Genomic DNA, 16,871 nt, shown 5'->3' with positions numbered 1-16,871 from the left:
TAAGTTATAATTTGGTATTACTAATAAATCTTTATTTTTAGACTGTCATTATATTATTGACTTATTGTTTTATCAATTAATATGATATATGTTATAGAAATAACAAGATTTCTTGTATTTATTCATTAATCATGAGTATGATCATCATTATTATATAATTTAAATCTATACATATAGTTATGAATTCATATTTGAAAGCAGGCATTAATCTTCATTTATATAATCAGGCAATAACAGAGATTAAGCATATTGCTCAAGATACTCACAAAGAAGAAGTAATTAGTGAATTAGGTTCATTTGCAGCGCTTTTTGATCTTAGTAAATTAATTAAAGAGTATCACCATCCAATACTAGTATCATCAACTGATGGAGTAGGTACAAAAATTTTAATAGCACAAGAAGTCAATGAACATGATACACTTGGAATAGACTTAGTTGCAATGTGTGTCAATGATTTATTAACACAAGGGTCAACTCCTTTATTTTTTCTCGATTATTTTGCAACAGGTATTTTAAATAAGGAAGTATTATTGTCTATAATACGTGGTATTGCAACGGGATGTAAATATGCTCATATTACATTGGTAGGAGGTGAAACTGCTGAAATGCCTGGTATGTATAATACTAGTCAGTATGATCTTGCTGGTTTTGTGGTGGGAATAGTTGATAAAGAAAAGATTCTGCCAAAATCTGAATCTATGAGAGAGAATGATTATATTCTTGGTCTCGCATCAGAAGGAATTCATGCAAATGGATTTGCGTTAATACGATATATTTTTGCAAATCTAGGTATCAATTATCAAGACTATTCTCCTTGGAAGAATCTTGCTTGGAAAGATGTATTACTCCATCCTACAAAAATATATGTTGATTCTATTTTACCTATCATATCACAAGTAAAAGGTATTGCTCATATTACAGGTGGTGGTTTAATAGATAATATTCCTAGAATTATACCTGAAGGTTTATTTGCAGATATAGATATAAATTCCTGGCAATGGCCAGAACTCTTTATATGGTTAGAGATCAATGGAAAAATTAGTAAGGAAGAGATGTTAAAAACCTTTAATTGTGGTATTGGCATGATCCTCATCGTAGATGAGAAGAATTTAGAACAAGTGACAAATCATTTTCAAAAACGTCGTGAAAAGATATCTATCATTGGACAACTTCGTAAGAAGTACTAGCGAGTTACTGCGTGAGAGATTGAAATATTATCTAGTATAATTCTTTGTAGAACTTCCAAATATCCTGCTTTTAGATCACCAGAATTTAAACGAAAAAGATCTTTATCAAAACATTGTCTTGTCTTGCAATCCCATAATCTACAGTTATCAGGACTAATCTCATCTGCTAGAATGATTTCAGTTCTATTATTAATTAATCGTCCAAATTCTAATTTGATGTCTACTAAATCTATTCCTATTCTTGAGAAGAACGAAAGAGTAATATCATTAATTTTTAAAGCAGTAGTCTTGATCTTTTTTATCTCTTGTTCTGAAAGCCAATGATAATATAAAATATGATCTTCATTGACCATAGGATCACCTAGTAAATCATTTTTATAAAAAAACTCTATTATGGGTGATATGAGTTTCATTCCGACTTGTATATTCAGTCGTGTGCATAAACTTCCTGATGTAATATTTCTGATTACTATCTCAAGAGGAATGATCTCAAGTGTTCTCACTAATTGTTCTCGTTCATTTATAGTGTTGATAAAATGAGTCTTAATGCCTGATTTCTCAAGAGCGCTCATAACAAATGCACTGATCTGGTTATTAATCATTCCTTTGCCATCAATGATTTGGGTTTTTTGATTATTATATGCTGTAATATCATCTCTAAAGTGTTGTATTACAGTAAAACAATCTTCAGTCTTTATAATAGATTTTGCTTTACCATAATAAATTATTTTATTTGATAACATAATTAAATTTAAGTGTTTAAGTTACTTCATAGTATCATATTCTTTATTAAGATAATATACATTATGACATTTAGTGTAACACTATTAACTATCTTTGCAGATATGTTTCCTGGATTTTTACAATATTCTCTTGCCGGCAAAGCATTAGAAAAAAAAATATGGAATCTTGAAGTAATTAATATTCGTTCTTTTGCACAGGATAAACATTCAAAAGTAGATGATATACCATATGGAGGAGGAGCAGGAATGCTTATGCGTCCTGATGTACTTGGTAGAGCTATAGATAGCACATTATCTACTCACAAAAATACTAAATTGATTTATATGACTCCATCTGGATATACATTCACTCAAAATATTGCTAAGAAGTTGTCAGAATATGCGCATATAACAATATTATGTGGAAGATTTGAAGGTATTGACCAAAGAGTAATTGATGCATATACTCCTTATGAATTAAGTATAGGAGATTATATTTTATCAGGAGGAGAACCAGCTGCTCTAATACTGCTTGACACATGCATTAGATTATTGCCAGGAGTTTTAAAGAATCCTAGTAGCCTGACTGAAGAAAGTTTTAATTATGGTCCAGAATTACTGGAATATCCTCAGTATACTAGGCCTCAAGAGTGGCATGGATACAATGTACCTAAGATTCTTATGTCTGGTCATCATAAGAAAATAAATGACTGGAGAAAAATGCAGTCTCAAATTTTGACACGAAAACGTAGACCTAAACTATTAAATGGAGAAATAAATGACGAGCTTACTTGATAAATTTAATAACACACAAATGCAGTTATTGACTAAATCTATACCAATATTTCGTCCTGGAGATGATATAAAAGTGACTTGTAATATAATAGATAGTCAAAACACTCGCTTACAGGTCTTTGAGGGAACATGTATTGCAAAAAGAAATCGAGGCTTGCATTCTTCTTTTTCTGTTCGAAAAGTCAGTTACGGAGAGAGTATAATATGTCAATTTTTTCTTTATTCTCCTACATTAGTATCAATACAAGTGATAAAGAAAGGAAAGGTACGTAGAGCCAAGCTATATTATTTATGTAACTTGTTTGGTAGAGCTGCAAGAATTAAAGAACGTAATACATGTATCAAAAAATCTCAGTAGATGTAATTGAGAATGTCATTTTTGAATACATATTTAAAGCACTTTCTATACTTTCAGTCATATGAGGTCAATGCATATAAAGCAAAAATTTTTTAATCTCTTACAATCGAGTCATAGACAAATTCTTATTAAGAGAAAAAATAAAAGAAACAAAGCATTACGTCTTTGTTCACTCATCGCACTTATTATCTCTCTTGGTTGTCCTATATGTATATTATTCAGTATATTAATCAATGCCTACAGTGCTTTAACAGTCACAAAAATTTTATTACCTATTGAGATCAGTACTAACTTTACTGTTACAACCAATCCTGGTGATTTAAGATATCAATCAATTCGTTTATTGAATAATTCTTTAAATCAAATATTTGCAGGATATAATTTTAAAGATAGTGACGAAATTTTAAGTCGTAATTCTTATAAAGAGCTAGAAAACTTTATTATAAAACAAAAAAATGATAGTTGTAAATATGAAATATGGTTCACTGCTTCTAGTATTATGAATGCAATAAATAAAGAGAAATACTCAGATGAGCATTACATAGCATTACTGGATATCTTAAAAGAAACAGGAAGAGTGAGAAAGTTTTTTAACAAGTCTTTATTTGTGAAATCTGATTCTCGTGAACCAGAAAATGCAGGAATTTTAGGAGCATTGATTGGATCAATTATGACCATCATAGTATGCTTAACATTAGCATTACCAATGGGAATTATGTCAGGTATTTATCTGTATGAATTTATGCCTAAAAATAGCTTTATAACAAATATAGTAGAGATTAGTATTAGTAATCTTGCTGCTGTACCTTCAATAATCTTTGGTGTGGTAGGACTGACTCTATATCTTGGTATATTAGGATTACCTCGCTCTTCTCCTTTTGTAGGAGGTATGACATTATCATTTATCATGCTACCTAATATTGTTATTGCTACAAAAAATTCTTTTGCTAATATACCAATTGTAATTAAGGACGCTGCTTTTGCACTTGGAGCTTCTCATATCAAAGTAATATTAGATCATTCTCTTCCAATTGCACTACCAAGAATTATACATGGCATAGTACTTGCTATTGCAAGAATTTTAGGAGAATCTTCTCCTTTAATCATGATAGGCATGGTAGCTTTTATTGCAGATACTCCAAACTGCTTTTTTGATCCTGCTACTGTCTTACCTGTACAGATTTATATATGGTCAAGTAGTCCTGAAATTGCATTCATAGAACTTGCTGCTATTGCTATTATAGCATTATTATTAGTATTATTTGCACTCAATTTAATAGCAAATTTTGTAAAAAAGAAATTTGAATTTTTTAACTTTTAGTTACTCATGAAAATAATAGTATTATATGGTTATGGATTAAATTGTGAAAAAGAAACTGCATTTGCATTTATAGAATGTAGCAAAAAAATGAACATGAGAAATATTCAAGTAAAGATAATACATATTAATGATGTAATTGATAATCCACATGAACTCATGTCAAGTCACATTCTTGCTATTCCAGGAGGGTTCTCTTATGGAGATCATACTGGTGCTGGTAATGCATTAGCATTACATATGCAACATAACATTTATAATGAATTACAAGAGTTTATTGCTCAGGATAAGCTCATAATAGGTATATGTAATGGTTGTCAGGTATTAATAAAATTAATTGAAGAATTCTCTCATCTTGCTCTTATACCTAATGATATAGGAAATTATCAATGCCGTTGGATAAAATTAAAAGCAAATCTTCATAGTAATTCTATATGGTTAAGAAATATCAATGAACTATATTTACCTATTGCGCATGGAGAAGGTCAATTTTTTATGACGCAAAATTCTTTAGAACAATTAGTACATAAGAGGTATGACGCATTGCGTTATGTAGATGATCTAGGACAATATGCAAACATGAAGTTTCCTGATAATCCCAATGGATCTATACATGATATTGCCGCTATATCAGATAAAAGTGGTAGAATTCTAGCTTTAATGCCTCATCCAGAAAGAGGAATATTCTTCACACAACAAGATAATTGGTCTGTTCAATATGAAAGAAATAAAAGATTAGGAATAATCATACCAAAATATGGAGATGGAATGGCTATTTTTGAAAATGGAATTAAATATTTTATGACAAGAAATCTGAGTAGTCACTGAGAAAATAATATCATAGAATTTACATGTACTCTTTATATTTGAGTATTGTTTTTATAAAGAATTAACCAAAGTGATTGATAATTAAGAGATTGAGCATATAATGAAGTATTCTCCTTGTATGAGAATGTGAATTGATATCAAGATATCAATAAATATGACTCAATAAAGACGATTTAGATGCAAAAATGTTGCTATTTTAGAATATCTTATAAAATTCTTGTATTAATACATTGTCAAATACAGTAGTGATGATTTGCACTCCCAATTTTTCCATTGAAGTTATGTTATACTCTTTGAGTCCACATGGAATAATACCTTTATAATGTGAAAGATTTGGTGAAATATTCAATGCTAGACCATGATAAGTAATCCATTTTTTTATTCGGATACCAAAAGCTACAATTTTTTCTTCTATATTATTGTGACAGACCCAAATTCCTATTCTATCTTCTTTGAATTCCCCAATAATATTAAAACGTTGTAATACATTAATCATCCATTGACTTAAATCTTTAATATACAATCTGATATTACATCGTTTTCTTTTTTTCAGGTTTAACATCAGATATATAACGCGTTGTCCTGGACCATGATACATGTATTTTCCTCCTCTATTTGTCTTATATATTGGAAATAATGCATTAATCATTTCATCATCTTTTGCAGTGATACCAGCTGTATATATCGGAGGATGTTCAATGATCCATAATAATTCATTGGCAGAGTTATTATAAATTTGTTGCACTCTTTTTTCCATAAATTGCAGTGCATAACTATAAGATACTAGTTGATTAGGTATTAATAATTCTACCATATGTACTTTTCAGAATTGAGAGCTTATCAATAAAATAATATATATATATTTAATGTATATGAGAGTTGCATGTTTATATTATCAGTATAAATGAAACGAAAGGTTGTAATTTTGTATAACGATATCATATTACTAGTTTAAGAATTAAATTTTCATTGTATTATACTGTCTCTATAATTTATAATAGAGAGATTATCATTGATGTGCAAATAAATGGCTATTACAATTGACAAATTATATCAAGTTCTCACACTCTCATTTCCTAAATCTAAAATAGAAATTCATCATCTTACAGAAGATGATGAACATTATCATCTCAAGATCATTTCTAAGTGCTTTTTTGGTAAAACAAGAATAGAACAACATAAAATGGTATATCAGGCTTTAAAAGAGTGTAATATACATGCTATACAGTTAGAAACTAAAGTTTAAATGGAGAAACATTATGAGTATTTTTGAGCAAATAAAGAAAGAAATAGAAGAAAATGATATCATTTTATATATGAAAGGCACTGCTGAATGTCCGCAATGCGGATTTTCTAGTATTGTCGTATCAATTCTGAAAAAATTTAATGTCCAGTTCAAGTGCGTGAACGTATTAGAAAGCGATGAAATACGTGAAGCAATAAAAAAATTTTCTGATTGGCCAACAGTTCCACAATTATATATAAAGGGAGAATTTATTGGTGGATCTGATATTATACGTGAAATATATGATAGTGGAGAATTAAACAGTTTATTAAAAAATAAAGGATTACTTGGTTGAGTATATGATGAACAACAGATGATCAAATAATGATTTGTGATATTTGATTTAAATGTATTATATAATGCGATACCTCATTATTTTTATAAATTATTGATGCATAACAATGAAAAGATTAATTAATAAAGTAATAGGAAGAGAAATAATAGATAGTAGAGGTTATCCTACTGTAGAAGTGGAAGTAGCGCTATGTGATGGAAGTATAGGGAGAGCATCTGTACCTTCTGGTTCTTCCACTGGAATACATGAAGCTTATGAACTGAGAGATTATGATACAAAAAGATATTGTGGAAAAGGAGTATTACAAGCAATTCATTCCGTGAATACAGTAATTTCAGACGCAATCATTGGTCTTGATGTCACATTACAAAGTGTCATTGATTCTATCTTAATTGATCTCGATGGAACAAAAAATAAGTCCCAACTTGGAGCAAATGCAATATTAGGTACCTCCCTTGCATCTGCAAAAGCAGCAGCAAATAGTTTTCAAATGCCACTTTACAGATATTTAGGCGGTACATTTGCTAATATTATGCCAATACCATTAATTAATATCATTAATGGAGGATTGCATGCAGATAATAATCTTGATGTTCAAGAATTTATGATTATTCCCGTTGGTGCAGAAACTTTTAGTGAAGCTGTGAGAATGTCTATAGAAGTCTTTCATAATTTGCGCATCATTCTACACAATAGAGGATATAGTACAAATATAGGAGATGAAGGTGGATTTGCATCAAATATTAATACCACCGAAGAAGCTATTAATCTAATAATCTATGCTATAGAATCTATAGGATACTCAATGAGAGAGCATTTTAGATTGGGATTAGATATTGCAGCATCTACTCTTTATAAAAATCAGATATATACATTTGAAAATAAGAAATTTACTACACAAGACTTAATACAATATTATTGTGTTCTTGTAACAAAATATCCTATTATTTATATAGAAGATGCAATGGCTGAAGAAGATTATATAGGATGGAAGCTTATTACAGAAAAGCTGCAAGATAAGATACAATTAGTTGGTGATGATCTTTTTGTCACAAATTGTACGCTCATAGCTCAGGGAGTAAAAGAAAAAATGGCAAATTCTGTACTTATTAAGCCGAATCAGATTGGTACACTGACAGAAACATTTAATGCAATTAACATGACAAAAGCAAATGGTTATAAAGCTATAGTTTCACATCGCTCAGGAGAAACAGAAGATACAATCATTTCTCATATAGCAGTTGCTGCAAATTGTGGACAGATAAAAATTGGATCACTATCACGTTCTGAGAGACTAGCAAAATATAATGAACTAATTAGAATAGAGCATTTACTCGGTAAAAGTGCCAAGTATAATCTTGGATTATAGTATGAGTTTTATAGATGAAGTTATTTTATATATAAAAGCAGGTGATGGTGGCAATGGATGCACAAGTTTCCGTAGAGAGAAATTTATTGAATTTGGTGGTCCTAATGGTGGAAATGGAGGACGAGGTGGAGATATTATTTTTATCAGTGATATGAATCTAAATTCATTATTACATTTTCGTGATAGACAATCAATAAAAGCTGATAATGGCAAGCATGGTCGAGATCGCAATAGAACCGGCGCAGTAGGACAAGATGTATTATTAAGAGTACCAATTGGTACTCAAATTATAGATAATATGAGTAAAGAAATAATAGATACTCTTGATATACCGCATAAGCAATGTTTAGTAGCACAAGGAGGAAAAGGTGGTTTTGGTAATGCATATTTTAGATCTTCTATCAATCAAGCGCCTAAAAATTTTACTTATGGTATCTTAGGACAAGATAAAAATATACTGTTAAATCTTATAATGATAGCTGATATTGGTATTATAGGAATGCCAAATGCAGGTAAATCAAAATTTTTAACTCGCTGTTCTGATGCAGATACAAAAGTAGGGAGTTATCCATTTACCACAGTAAGACCTCATTTAGGAGTTGCTTATGTGGACACTGATGCACTCCTGATAGTAGATATTCCAGGGATAATCAATCGAGCTCATCTAGGAGAGGGATTAGGACATAAATTTTTAAAACATATAGAAAAATGTAAAATCCTATTACATTTAATTGATGCAACACATTACGATATCATCGCGACTTATAATTGTATTTATCATGAATTAACATGTTATAATAAACATCTTATACAAAAAGAAGAAGTAGTAGTACTAAATAAATGCGATTTATTAACTGAACAGGAAAGACTTAAAAAGAAGGAGTATTTAGTGAATTATCTGAATAAAGAAGTATTGTGTTTATCGTTACACGATAATCTACAGTATATTTTAAATTTTTTAAATAAAAAATTGCTTAAGCAACATAATAGCATTATTACAGAATATCATCCTATTAATGTATAATAATATTATATATCACTTCAAATATTATCAGACGTGATTATAAAAATTAATTAATGCACGTATGAAATACTTGACATAGCTTGCAGATCTAATACACTAAGAACGTATATTTTATACTATGGCAATAAAATTTACCTTGCAATAGGTGTATTGGACCCGAGGGCAGTACTCGGCGCCTCCACCATTTTTATTATATATGGGGGCGAATAAGAATCGACATGCAAAATAAAGATGGTATTTTTGCTCGGTTATGCACCACCGATAAGAGCGCGTAAAGTAAATGCAAACGATAATGTTGCTGCCAATGGTAATAGACTGTATGTTGCTGCTTAATTAGAGTACAACTAGTTTAATACTTAAGCACGGTTTTAGGGAACACCGGGTAACAGAAGTTCCCTAACCATATAGGACGACTAATATGAAAGTAAAAATGCAACAACAAGATTACAAACAATCTCTCAATTTAATTAAATTACAAGTTATCAAAAAGAATTTAGAAATGATCTCAAATGGTAATACGATATCTTATTTAGAGATATTATTCATTACATCTGTATATGGTGTAAGAATACCAGATGATTTAAGGATATCCTATCCTACTAATATGCTTATAATATTGCAATATCAGTTTGAGAATTTAAAAGTATTTGATGATAGATTTAGCGTAATATTAAGTTTTCGAGGTGTACAAGAGCATATTACAATACCATTTGTTTCTATTAATAAATTTCATGATAAGATCTCAGGAGATATTTTAATCTTTGATGTTGCTAATATTCCTGATAATTCTCAAGAGAGAGAATATTCTAAGAATATATCATATAAAAGAATTATTTCTATAGATCAGCTACGCGATAAATAATTTTTATACTATAAAAATAAAAATATACTAAATATATCATAATCTTATGAAGAAATTGTTAGGAATTTAGAAAATAACAGAATATAACAAATGATATGAAAAAATACAATATACATTGCTCAATATTTGCTTTTTATACAAATCTAATATAATAAACATCAATGCATCCACTTTTATATCTATTTAATACATTACTTGATTTTTATAGCTTTATAATTACATGTTGGATTTTCTTAAATTGGATGGCTAAAATGCATGTAATAAATATATATAGTACACTATTCATTAACATTATGCAAATTCTGCATCAGATGATCAATCCTACGCTACATATGATTAAAAAATACATACCAAGTTTTAATGGATTAGATATATCTGTATTGATATTAATCATAGCAATTCACTTTATAAAATATTCTATTACTTATTATTTTCAGTAGATACCAAAATCAAGATGTATGAATCATAGTATATAGATCTCCTATGAGGAATATCATCAAATCTGTAGATAAATGAAAAGTCTTTCATTAATGCGCGAAGAATAATTATAGCATGATATTCTATATCTATTGTTAATAACACATGCCTTGAAAAATATTTCTGATGTTATACATAGAGAGAATTCTTTATGTGTATGGTAAGTATATATTGTCATTTTCAAATGACAATATATACTGCTTGTGCAAAAATACTCTCTATATTGCATATATGATACTTATTAACAGACAATATCATAATACATGTGTATTCATGCTCTATTTTTTCTTATTGAATAAATTTTTGTAGACAAAAAGAACATGAGAATCTCATTTTTCTTATGTGTCAAAAGAATATTTTCACGCTCGGACAGAACATTATGCTTTTTATCTCATGCAATCGCAAGAATCATCATATATATCATAATCTTAGAGACCTGCTGTTCTGAGAGATAAAAAATTACTACCGTAATGATTGAGCCATTTAATTTTATTATCATAAAAATTTCTAATATCTTTAATCTCATATTTTAGCATTGCGAGTCTTTCTATACCAATGCCAAAAGCAAATCCTGTATATTGAGTAGGATCGATACCAACGTTTTTTAATACGTTTGTATGTATCATGCCACATCCAAGGATTTCTATCCATGGACTTCCCTTATATCTGATATCGATTTCTATCGAAGGTTCAGTAAATGGAAAAAAGCTACTACGAAAACGTATTTTTAGTGTCTTATCGTCTGCAAAAAATTTTTTAAGAAAATAGTTAATAGTAAATTTTAAATGACCCATATTAACATGGGTATTTACATATAAACCCTCTATTTGATGAAACATAGGAGTGTGAGTGATATCATAATCATTTCTATATACTCTACCAGGTGCAACAATTTGAATTGGAAAAGTGTTATTCTGATTTTTCATTATGCGTATCTGTACAGATGAAGTGTGAGGACGTAACATCATTCTTTTATTATCAATTTTATATTTTAAATAGAAAGTATCTTGAGCTTCTCTTGCAGGATGATAACTGGGAGTATTTAATGCATCAAAAACGTGAAATTCATCTTCAATATCAGGACCGTATACTGTCTTAAATCCTATACTAGCAAAAATGAATTTTATATCATGTATGATCTTACTAATTGGATGTAACCGTCCAATTTTTTCAGGTCTAATAGGTAATGTGATATCAGATAATTCATTTCGTACTTTTAAGTCAGTTGCCTTACTTTTTATTATATTCACCTTACTGATAATTAGAGAGTCTAATTTATCACGTAATGCATTTATAGATGCTCCTATATAACATTTTTCTTGTTGATTATGTATTTCTTTTAAACGATTGAAATATGTTCTTATGATACCTCTTTTACCTAAATATAGCAGTCTCACTATCTCTAAATCACTTAAAGATATTATCTGTTCAATCCGAGAGATAGCCTTTTCTTCAAGAGCATGAATGTGATTTAATAATTCTTGAGACATTGTAAAAATGACTATTATAACATTGCTTATCTGTATTACTTGAGTATAATCAAGTAATACAGATAAGCAATGTACAAAACTGATGTAATTGCATATTTGATATATTATAAAATCACCCTATCATCAGAACATAATGTATAGTTGATAGTAAAGTTCTCATTTGCAGATATTGAAATGAATATTCAATCCAATTTCAGATATTATGATAATAAGAACTATATAATTTTCATTTGATTTTAATGAATGAGTTATAATATGGAATCATTGATCATAAAATATGATATTTTTTAATATCATAATAATCATCTTTTTATATTGTATAATCAGTTATATGAATATAGAGAGATAATGAGATCATGCATAATAAAATTTCTCAATATCATATAAACTCCAAGTCTATATAGTTGTATAGAATGATTTATTCCCATTCAATGGTAGCAGGTGGTTTGGAAGTAACATCATATACTACTCTAGTGATACCAGAAATATTATTTACAATTTTGTGACTTACAGTCTGTAGAAAATCCCAAAATATTAATGCATCTTGCTGTTTATTTGCAAATGGAAATACGTCAGCTGTCATACCATCTGTAGATGTGACAGCTCGTAAAGCACATACATAACCATATGCACGATTATCTCCTATAATGCCTACAGCCTTTATAGGCAATAGAACTGCAAAAGCTTGCCATATTTTATTATATAAATTATAACTTTTTAATGTACTAATATATAAACAATCTATTTCTTGTAGAATATTAATTTTTTCTTGATCTATTGCACTGATAATGCGCACTGCAAGTCCAGGCCCAGGAAATGGATGTTGTGATATTATTTGATCTGAGAGATTTAGTTCTTTACCAAGACGTTTAACTTCGTCTTTAAAGAGATCACGTAATGGTTCTAATAGCCTTAAATTCATCTGACTTGGTAATCCACCAACATTATGATGAGATTTAATTATGCTGGTATTATATGCACAATGTCCTGATTCAATGACATCAGAATATATTGTACCCTGCATCAAAAAATTTACGTTACCAATTTTTCGTGCTTCTTTTTCAAAAACTTTAATAAATGTCTCACCTATAATTTTCCTTTTTTGTTCTGGATTAATCACTCCTTGTAGCTTAGCAAGAAACAAACTTGATTGATTAATATATTTGATAGGAATATCTTTTGATATACTAATATTGTGATTCTTACAAAGTAATCCTGTATCTATAAAAATGCAATTTAATTGTTTGCCTATAGCTTGGTATGTAATTGCAGCAGCGACACTTGAATCAATACCACCACTGACTGCAGCAATTACTTTTTGATCTTTTACTATATTTTGTATTTTTGATATTTTTTGTGTAATAACCGTATTCATAGTCCAAGTTCTTTGACATTTTGAAATATCTAAAAAATTAGAGATAAGTTTGTATCCATTTGTTGTAGCGTGCACTTCAGGATGAAATTGTGTACAAAAAATCTTTCTTTTTTCATTAACAACTATTGCCATGGAATCTTTTACTAGACTTGTTGCTATTACAATAAAGTCTTGTGGTAGATTCTCTATGCTATCTGTATGATTCATTAGTACTTCAGCTTGAGAGCCTACATTCCATATATTGTGTATAATCTCAGATGTTCGTAAGATTTTAATCTTCGTTTTACCAAATTCCTGTTTAAAATTCTTCTTTACTTGAGATCCAAAATAATGACAAAGCAATTGATGCCCGTAGCATATTCCAAGTATAGGTACTCTTGTAATATCATTGAGCTGTATAATTTTATGTACTACATGACTGATTTCACAATAATTATCATGTACAGATTGTGGGCCTCCAGAAAAAATAAAGCCATTAAAATGCGATATGATATTATCATCAAGATTTCTTGGCGATAATATTTCACAATACACACACATTTCTCTCACTTGTTTTGCAATCAATTGTGTAAACTGAGATCCAAAATGGATAATAGCAATTGTTGACAATTACATACCTCCGATGTTTTTATTTCTAATCTTCATTTTGTTTTATAATAAGAAAAATAATGAGTGAAGTAAATATACTATCTCATCATGATAAATTCTCAGAATGAAATATTCCTATTAAAGATATGGATATAAAAAAATATTGCTTATAGATGTTTATATAAAATATTATAACCTTGTGCATAAAATTGTATCTTAAAAAAGCATATTGTATTACTCTAATTAGACATATCACCATTTGATCTGATATATTTATTGTATTTTATATTGTATACTACTTGATGTAATCTATAAAGATAGCAGATATACTTGACTTGTATACTCTATGTTTTTACACTTTATTCTTTAAATATTATAAATCAAGATCATGTTAATTGCAATATTGAATATCTTTCAGATCACTTTAGTAACAATATTGGTAATTTTAGTATTGTTACAACCGCATGGAAGTAGCTCGCTCAGTGAATTTAGTAATTCACAACATGTATTTAATGCAATGATTCCTATCAAATCTTCTATTAATCCTCTTAGAAAGATTACATCTGTAGTTGCTGGTTTATTTATTATTAATACTCTGATCTTATCAGGTATATCATCAAAAAATTTATATTACAATAATAATGTAGATATATCTGAATCAGCAATAACAAAAAAGAATGATTTTCAATCCATTCCTTTTGATGATCATGCAGAAGGTTAGATTTATCTTTGTCACTGGTGGAGTGGTATCATCTCTTGGTAAAGGCTTGGTCGCATCAAGTATAGGAGCATTATTGCAAGCGCATGGGCTGAGAGTATCCATCAAGAAACTTGATCCATATCTCAATGTTAATCCAGGTACAATGAATCCTACTCAACATGGAGAAGTCTTTGTCACTGAAGATGGTGCTGAGACTGATTTAGATTTAGGACATTATGAGCGTTTCACTGGACTGAAATCGACTAAAGAGAGTAATATTACTACTGGTCAAATATATCAAGAATTGTTAAAAAAAGAAAGATACGGTGATTATCTTGGTAAAACTGTTCAAGTCATTCCGCATATTACTGATTTAATAAGATCTTTTATTGTAAATAATACACAAGATATAGATTTTGCTATATGTGAAATAGGAGGTACTGTAGGTGATATTGAAAGTAGACCATTCTTAGAAGCTATACGTCAGATGAATTATACATTAGCAAAAGAAAACAAAGTAATTCTAATACATCTTACTTTAGTTCCATTTCTCACCGCAGCACAAGAATTTAAAACAAAACCTACACAACATTCAGTACGAGAATTAAATGCTGTAGGACTACAACCTCATATAATATTATGTCGCAGCGAAAAAGCAATTTCTGATCATCATAAAAAAAAAATATCTCAATTATGTAATGTATCTTTATCTAATATAATTTCTGCTACTGATGTAAATAATATATATGAGTTACCAATATTATATCATCTGTGTGGACTAGATACACAAATTTTAAAACACTTTCATTGCAATATCAATAATCCAAATCTTTCTTCATGGTATCAAATTGTTCATTCTATTAGATGCTCATTACAAGAAGTAATTGTTTCTATAGTAGGTAAATACACTGAGTGTCCTGATGCATATAAATCATTATTAGAAGCTCTTACACATGCTGCAATTAGTAATAAAATAAAAATTAAGATTAATTGGATTAATGCACGTGAACATGATCATTCTATTATAGAACAACAATTGCATCACTCTCATGCAATCCTTGTACCAGGAGGATTTGGTGACGATGGAATAGAAGGTAAGATTTTAGCTATTGGTTATGCACGTATACATAATATTCCATTTTTTGGTATATGTCTTGGTATGCAACTTGCAGTGATTGAATTTGCACGTAATGTCCTTGAACTTAAAGATGTACATTCCGAGGAGTTTTATACCTGTCAACACGCAATCATTAAATTAGCACATATTGCCAATCAAAATATTAACAGTACTATGAGAATAGGTGCTCATAAATGCAATATAAAACCTAATTCTCAAATGGCAATTATATATAATAATTCTTCTATTGTAGAAAGACATAGACATAAATATATGATCAATTTAAGCTATAAACATGCTTTAGAAAAACATGGGTTACAATGTAGCATTATATCAGAAGATGGCATATATATTGAGGCAATAGAATTAGAACATCATCACTGGTTTATGGGAGTACAATTTCATCCAGAATTTCAATCAAAACCATTTTCTCCTCATCCACTTTTTGTATCTTTTATTACAGCAGCGATTAATAAAAAAGATTGTCTTATGAAGCATGTACTCCAGGAAGAGTCTGCTCAATGTGATATATGAACATCATAGTAAAAAAAAAGCAAAATATGGATAGTATATTCAATTACTCTTATAGCTTGATAATATATGTTTAATTATCAATATATGGAGCTTGCAATAGAACAAGCTAATATTGCAAAAACACATGGCGAGATACCAGTAGGAGCTATTCTCGTCAATAAGAATCAAGTCATTGCTTCCGCATATAATTTAACTCTTTCATCTCATGATCCAACTGCACATGCAGAAATATTAGTCATTAGGCAATCCTCTATCATATATGCTCAACAGTTATATCACTCTGATCTATATGTAACATTAGAACCATGTGCTATGTGCGCTCAAGCTATTTCTTTTGGAAGAGTAAAAAGATTATACTTTGGAGCTTATAATCCAAAAGGAGGAGGAGTAGAACATGGCGCTAAAGTATTTCAATATTGTCATCATATACCTGAGATATATGGCGGTATACTAGAAACCAAATGTTCTATATTACTAAAAGATTTTTTTCAAACAATACGAAATATCTAAATTATAAGATCAATTTTAAGTAACATACTGTATTGAT

General features: G+C 29.3%; 18 protein-coding genes and 1 other RNA gene. 15 read left to right on the top strand and 4 right to left on the bottom strand.

All coding sequences use genetic code 11. The features are described from left to right. Positions 1-179: 179 nt before the first annotated feature. Positions 180-1,187: a phosphoribosylformylglycinamidine cyclo-ligase gene (gene purM / locus MC061_RS00245; RefSeq protein ID WP_259535913.1), complete on the top strand. Its 1,008-nt coding sequence runs from the start codon at positions 180-182 to the stop codon at positions 1,185-1,187. Here the strand turns inward: purM and purC are convergent. Beyond that, positions 1,184-1,930 (bottom strand): phosphoribosylaminoimidazolesuccinocarboxamide synthase, encoded by a 747-nt coding sequence (gene purC, locus MC061_RS00240; RefSeq protein WP_259535911.1) that lies wholly within the window; start codon positions 1,928-1,930, stop codon positions 1,184-1,186. The genes purM and purC overlap by 4 nt on opposite strands. Positions 1,931-1,993: 63 nt before the next feature. Here purC and trmD point away from each other — a divergent pair, with 63 nt between their 5' ends. The 4 genes from trmD to MC061_RS00220 all read left to right on the top strand — a co-directional run bounded on the left by trmD (position 1,994) and on the right by MC061_RS00220 (position 5,208). Further along, positions 1,994-2,704: a tRNA (guanosine(37)-N1)-methyltransferase TrmD gene (trmD, locus tag MC061_RS00235; RefSeq protein ID WP_259535909.1), complete on the top strand. Its 711-nt coding sequence runs from the start codon at positions 1,994-1,996 to the stop codon at positions 2,702-2,704. Then, positions 2,688-3,062 carry a 50S ribosomal protein L19 gene (rplS, locus tag MC061_RS00230; protein WP_259535906.1) on the top strand — a complete coding sequence of 125 codons (375 nt, stop codon included), beginning with the start codon at positions 2,688-2,690 and terminating at the stop codon, positions 3,060-3,062. Before trmD ends, rplS begins: the two co-directional genes overlap by 17 nt. A gap of 70 nt (positions 3,063-3,132) precedes the next feature. Then, on the top strand, positions 3,133-4,383 hold the full coding sequence (locus tag MC061_RS00225) for a PstA family ABC transporter permease (RefSeq protein WP_259535904.1): 1,251 nt from the start codon (positions 3,133-3,135) through the stop codon (positions 4,381-4,383). A 6-nt stretch (positions 4,384-4,389) separates the two neighbouring features. Further along, on the top strand, positions 4,390-5,208 hold the full coding sequence (locus tag MC061_RS00220) for a phosphoribosylformylglycinamidine synthase subunit PurQ (RefSeq protein ID WP_259535902.1): 819 nt from the start codon (positions 4,390-4,392) through the stop codon (positions 5,206-5,208). A 196-nt stretch (positions 5,209-5,404) separates the two neighbouring features. On the opposite strand, the gene lipB is transcribed toward MC061_RS00220, so the two are convergent. After that, on the bottom strand, positions 5,405-6,022 hold the full coding sequence (gene lipB, locus MC061_RS00215; RefSeq protein WP_259535900.1) for a lipoyl(octanoyl) transferase LipB: 618 nt from the start codon (positions 6,020-6,022) through the stop codon (positions 5,405-5,407). 213 nt (positions 6,023-6,235) lie between these two features. On the opposite strand from lipB, the gene MC061_RS00210 reads away from it, so the two are divergent. The 7 genes from MC061_RS00210 (at position 6,236) to MC061_RS00180 (ending at position 10,483) form a co-directional block, all read left to right on the top strand. After that, a complete protein-coding gene (locus tag MC061_RS00210) occupies positions 6,236-6,454 on the top strand; it encodes a BolA/IbaG family iron-sulfur metabolism protein (RefSeq protein ID WP_259535898.1) in 219 nt (72 codons plus the stop codon). A gap of 13 nt (positions 6,455-6,467) precedes the next feature. Then, a complete protein-coding gene (gene grxD, locus MC061_RS00205; protein ID WP_259535896.1) occupies positions 6,468-6,788 on the top strand; it encodes a Grx4 family monothiol glutaredoxin in 321 nt (106 codons plus the stop codon). 106 nt (positions 6,789-6,894) lie between these two features. Then, entirely contained in the window at positions 6,895-8,157 is a 1,263-nt protein-coding gene (gene eno, locus MC061_RS00200; RefSeq protein ID WP_259535894.1) for a phosphopyruvate hydratase, read from the top strand. Between the two features lies 1 nt (position 8,158). Next, positions 8,159-9,181, top strand: a complete 1,023-nt coding sequence (gene obgE / locus MC061_RS00195; RefSeq protein WP_259535892.1) for an Obg family GTPase CgtA — start codon at positions 8,159-8,161, stop codon at positions 9,179-9,181. A gap of 66 nt (positions 9,182-9,247) precedes the next feature. Continuing rightward, positions 9,248-9,582: a transfer-messenger RNA gene (gene ssrA, locus MC061_RS00190) on the top strand. Between the two features lie 17 nt (positions 9,583-9,599). Further along, a complete protein-coding gene (locus tag MC061_RS00185) occupies positions 9,600-10,043 on the top strand; it encodes a ClpXP protease specificity-enhancing factor SspB (RefSeq protein ID WP_259535889.1) in 444 nt (147 codons plus the stop codon). Positions 10,044-10,204: 161 nt separating this feature from the next. Continuing rightward, positions 10,205-10,483, top strand: a complete 279-nt coding sequence (locus MC061_RS00180) for a YggT family protein (RefSeq protein WP_346268838.1) — start codon at positions 10,205-10,207, stop codon at positions 10,481-10,483. Positions 10,484-10,948: 465 nt separating this feature from the next. On the opposite strand, the gene pheS is transcribed toward MC061_RS00180, so the two are convergent. Both pheS and guaA read right to left on the bottom strand, forming a co-directional pair. Then, complete coding sequence (gene pheS / locus MC061_RS00175; RefSeq protein WP_259535887.1) at positions 10,949-12,010, bottom strand: phenylalanine--tRNA ligase subunit alpha; 1,062 nt, start codon at positions 12,008-12,010, stop codon at positions 10,949-10,951. Positions 12,011-12,428: 418 nt separating this feature from the next. Continuing rightward, complete coding sequence (gene guaA, locus MC061_RS00170; protein ID WP_259535885.1) at positions 12,429-13,994, bottom strand: glutamine-hydrolyzing GMP synthase; 1,566 nt, start codon at positions 13,992-13,994, stop codon at positions 12,429-12,431. Between the two features lie 367 nt (positions 13,995-14,361). Here guaA and secG point away from each other — a divergent pair, with 367 nt between their 5' ends. From secG to MC061_RS00155, 3 genes are all read left to right on the top strand, one after another. Next, on the top strand, positions 14,362-14,694 hold the full coding sequence (secG, locus tag MC061_RS00165) for a preprotein translocase subunit SecG (RefSeq protein ID WP_259535883.1): 333 nt from the start codon (positions 14,362-14,364) through the stop codon (positions 14,692-14,694). After that, positions 14,675-16,324: a CTP synthase gene (locus tag MC061_RS00160; protein ID WP_410543437.1), complete on the top strand. Its 1,650-nt coding sequence runs from the start codon at positions 14,675-14,677 to the stop codon at positions 16,322-16,324. The genes secG and MC061_RS00160 overlap by 20 nt, the downstream gene beginning before the upstream one ends. Before the next feature lie 84 nt (positions 16,325-16,408). Then, a complete protein-coding gene (locus MC061_RS00155) occupies positions 16,409-16,834 on the top strand; it encodes a nucleoside deaminase (protein WP_259536205.1) in 426 nt (141 codons plus the stop codon). Positions 16,835-16,871 lie beyond the last annotated feature (37 nt).

It is taken from the genome of Wolbachia endosymbiont of Howardula sp., assembly GCF_025021925.1.
Lineage (GTDB): Bacteria > Pseudomonadota > Alphaproteobacteria > Rickettsiales > Anaplasmataceae > Wolbachia.
Note: the sequence above shows the minus strand (reverse complement) of the source record. Positions and strands in the feature narration are given on the sequence as shown.

Excerpts from the sequence above, each read along its gene's own strand:
- trmD (WP_259535909.1), top strand. The coding sequence starts at position 1,994 with ATGACATTTAGTGTAACACTATTAACTATCTTTGCAGATATGTTTCCT.
- MC061_RS00225 (WP_259535904.1), top strand. The coding sequence starts at position 3,133 with ATGCATATAAAGCAAAAATTTTTTAATCTCTTACAATCGAGTCATAGA.
- eno (WP_259535894.1), top strand. The coding sequence starts at position 6,895 with ATGAAAAGATTAATTAATAAAGTAATAGGAAGAGAAATAATAGATAGT.
- MC061_RS00220 (WP_259535902.1), top strand. The coding sequence starts at position 4,390 with ATGAAAATAATAGTATTATATGGTTATGGATTAAATTGTGAAAAAGAA.
- obgE (WP_259535892.1), top strand. The coding sequence starts at position 8,159 with ATGAGTTTTATAGATGAAGTTATTTTATATATAAAAGCAGGTGATGGT.
- pheS (WP_259535887.1), bottom strand. The coding sequence starts at position 12,010 with ATGTCTCAAGAATTATTAAATCACATTCATGCTCTTGAAGAAAAGGCT.
- secG (WP_259535883.1), top strand. The coding sequence starts at position 14,362 with ATGTTAATTGCAATATTGAATATCTTTCAGATCACTTTAGTAACAATA.
- MC061_RS00160 (WP_410543437.1), top strand. The coding sequence starts at position 14,675 with ATGATCATGCAGAAGGTTAGATTTATCTTTGTCACTGGTGGAGTGGTA.
- MC061_RS00155 (WP_259536205.1), top strand. The coding sequence starts at position 16,409 with ATGGAGCTTGCAATAGAACAAGCTAATATTGCAAAAACACATGGCGAG.
- purM (WP_259535913.1), top strand. The coding sequence starts at position 180 with ATGAATTCATATTTGAAAGCAGGCATTAATCTTCATTTATATAATCAG.
- rplS (WP_259535906.1), top strand. The coding sequence starts at position 2,688 with ATGACGAGCTTACTTGATAAATTTAATAACACACAAATGCAGTTATTG.
- purC (WP_259535911.1), bottom strand. The coding sequence starts at position 1,930 with ATGTTATCAAATAAAATAATTTATTATGGTAAAGCAAAATCTATTATA.
- MC061_RS00210 (WP_259535898.1), top strand. The coding sequence starts at position 6,236 with ATGGCTATTACAATTGACAAATTATATCAAGTTCTCACACTCTCATTT.
- MC061_RS00185 (WP_259535889.1), top strand. The coding sequence starts at position 9,600 with ATGAAAGTAAAAATGCAACAACAAGATTACAAACAATCTCTCAATTTA.
- lipB (WP_259535900.1), bottom strand. The coding sequence starts at position 6,022 with ATGGTAGAATTATTAATACCTAATCAACTAGTATCTTATAGTTATGCA.
- grxD (WP_259535896.1), top strand. The coding sequence starts at position 6,468 with ATGAGTATTTTTGAGCAAATAAAGAAAGAAATAGAAGAAAATGATATC.
- MC061_RS00180 (WP_346268838.1), top strand. The coding sequence starts at position 10,205 with ATGCATCCACTTTTATATCTATTTAATACATTACTTGATTTTTATAGC.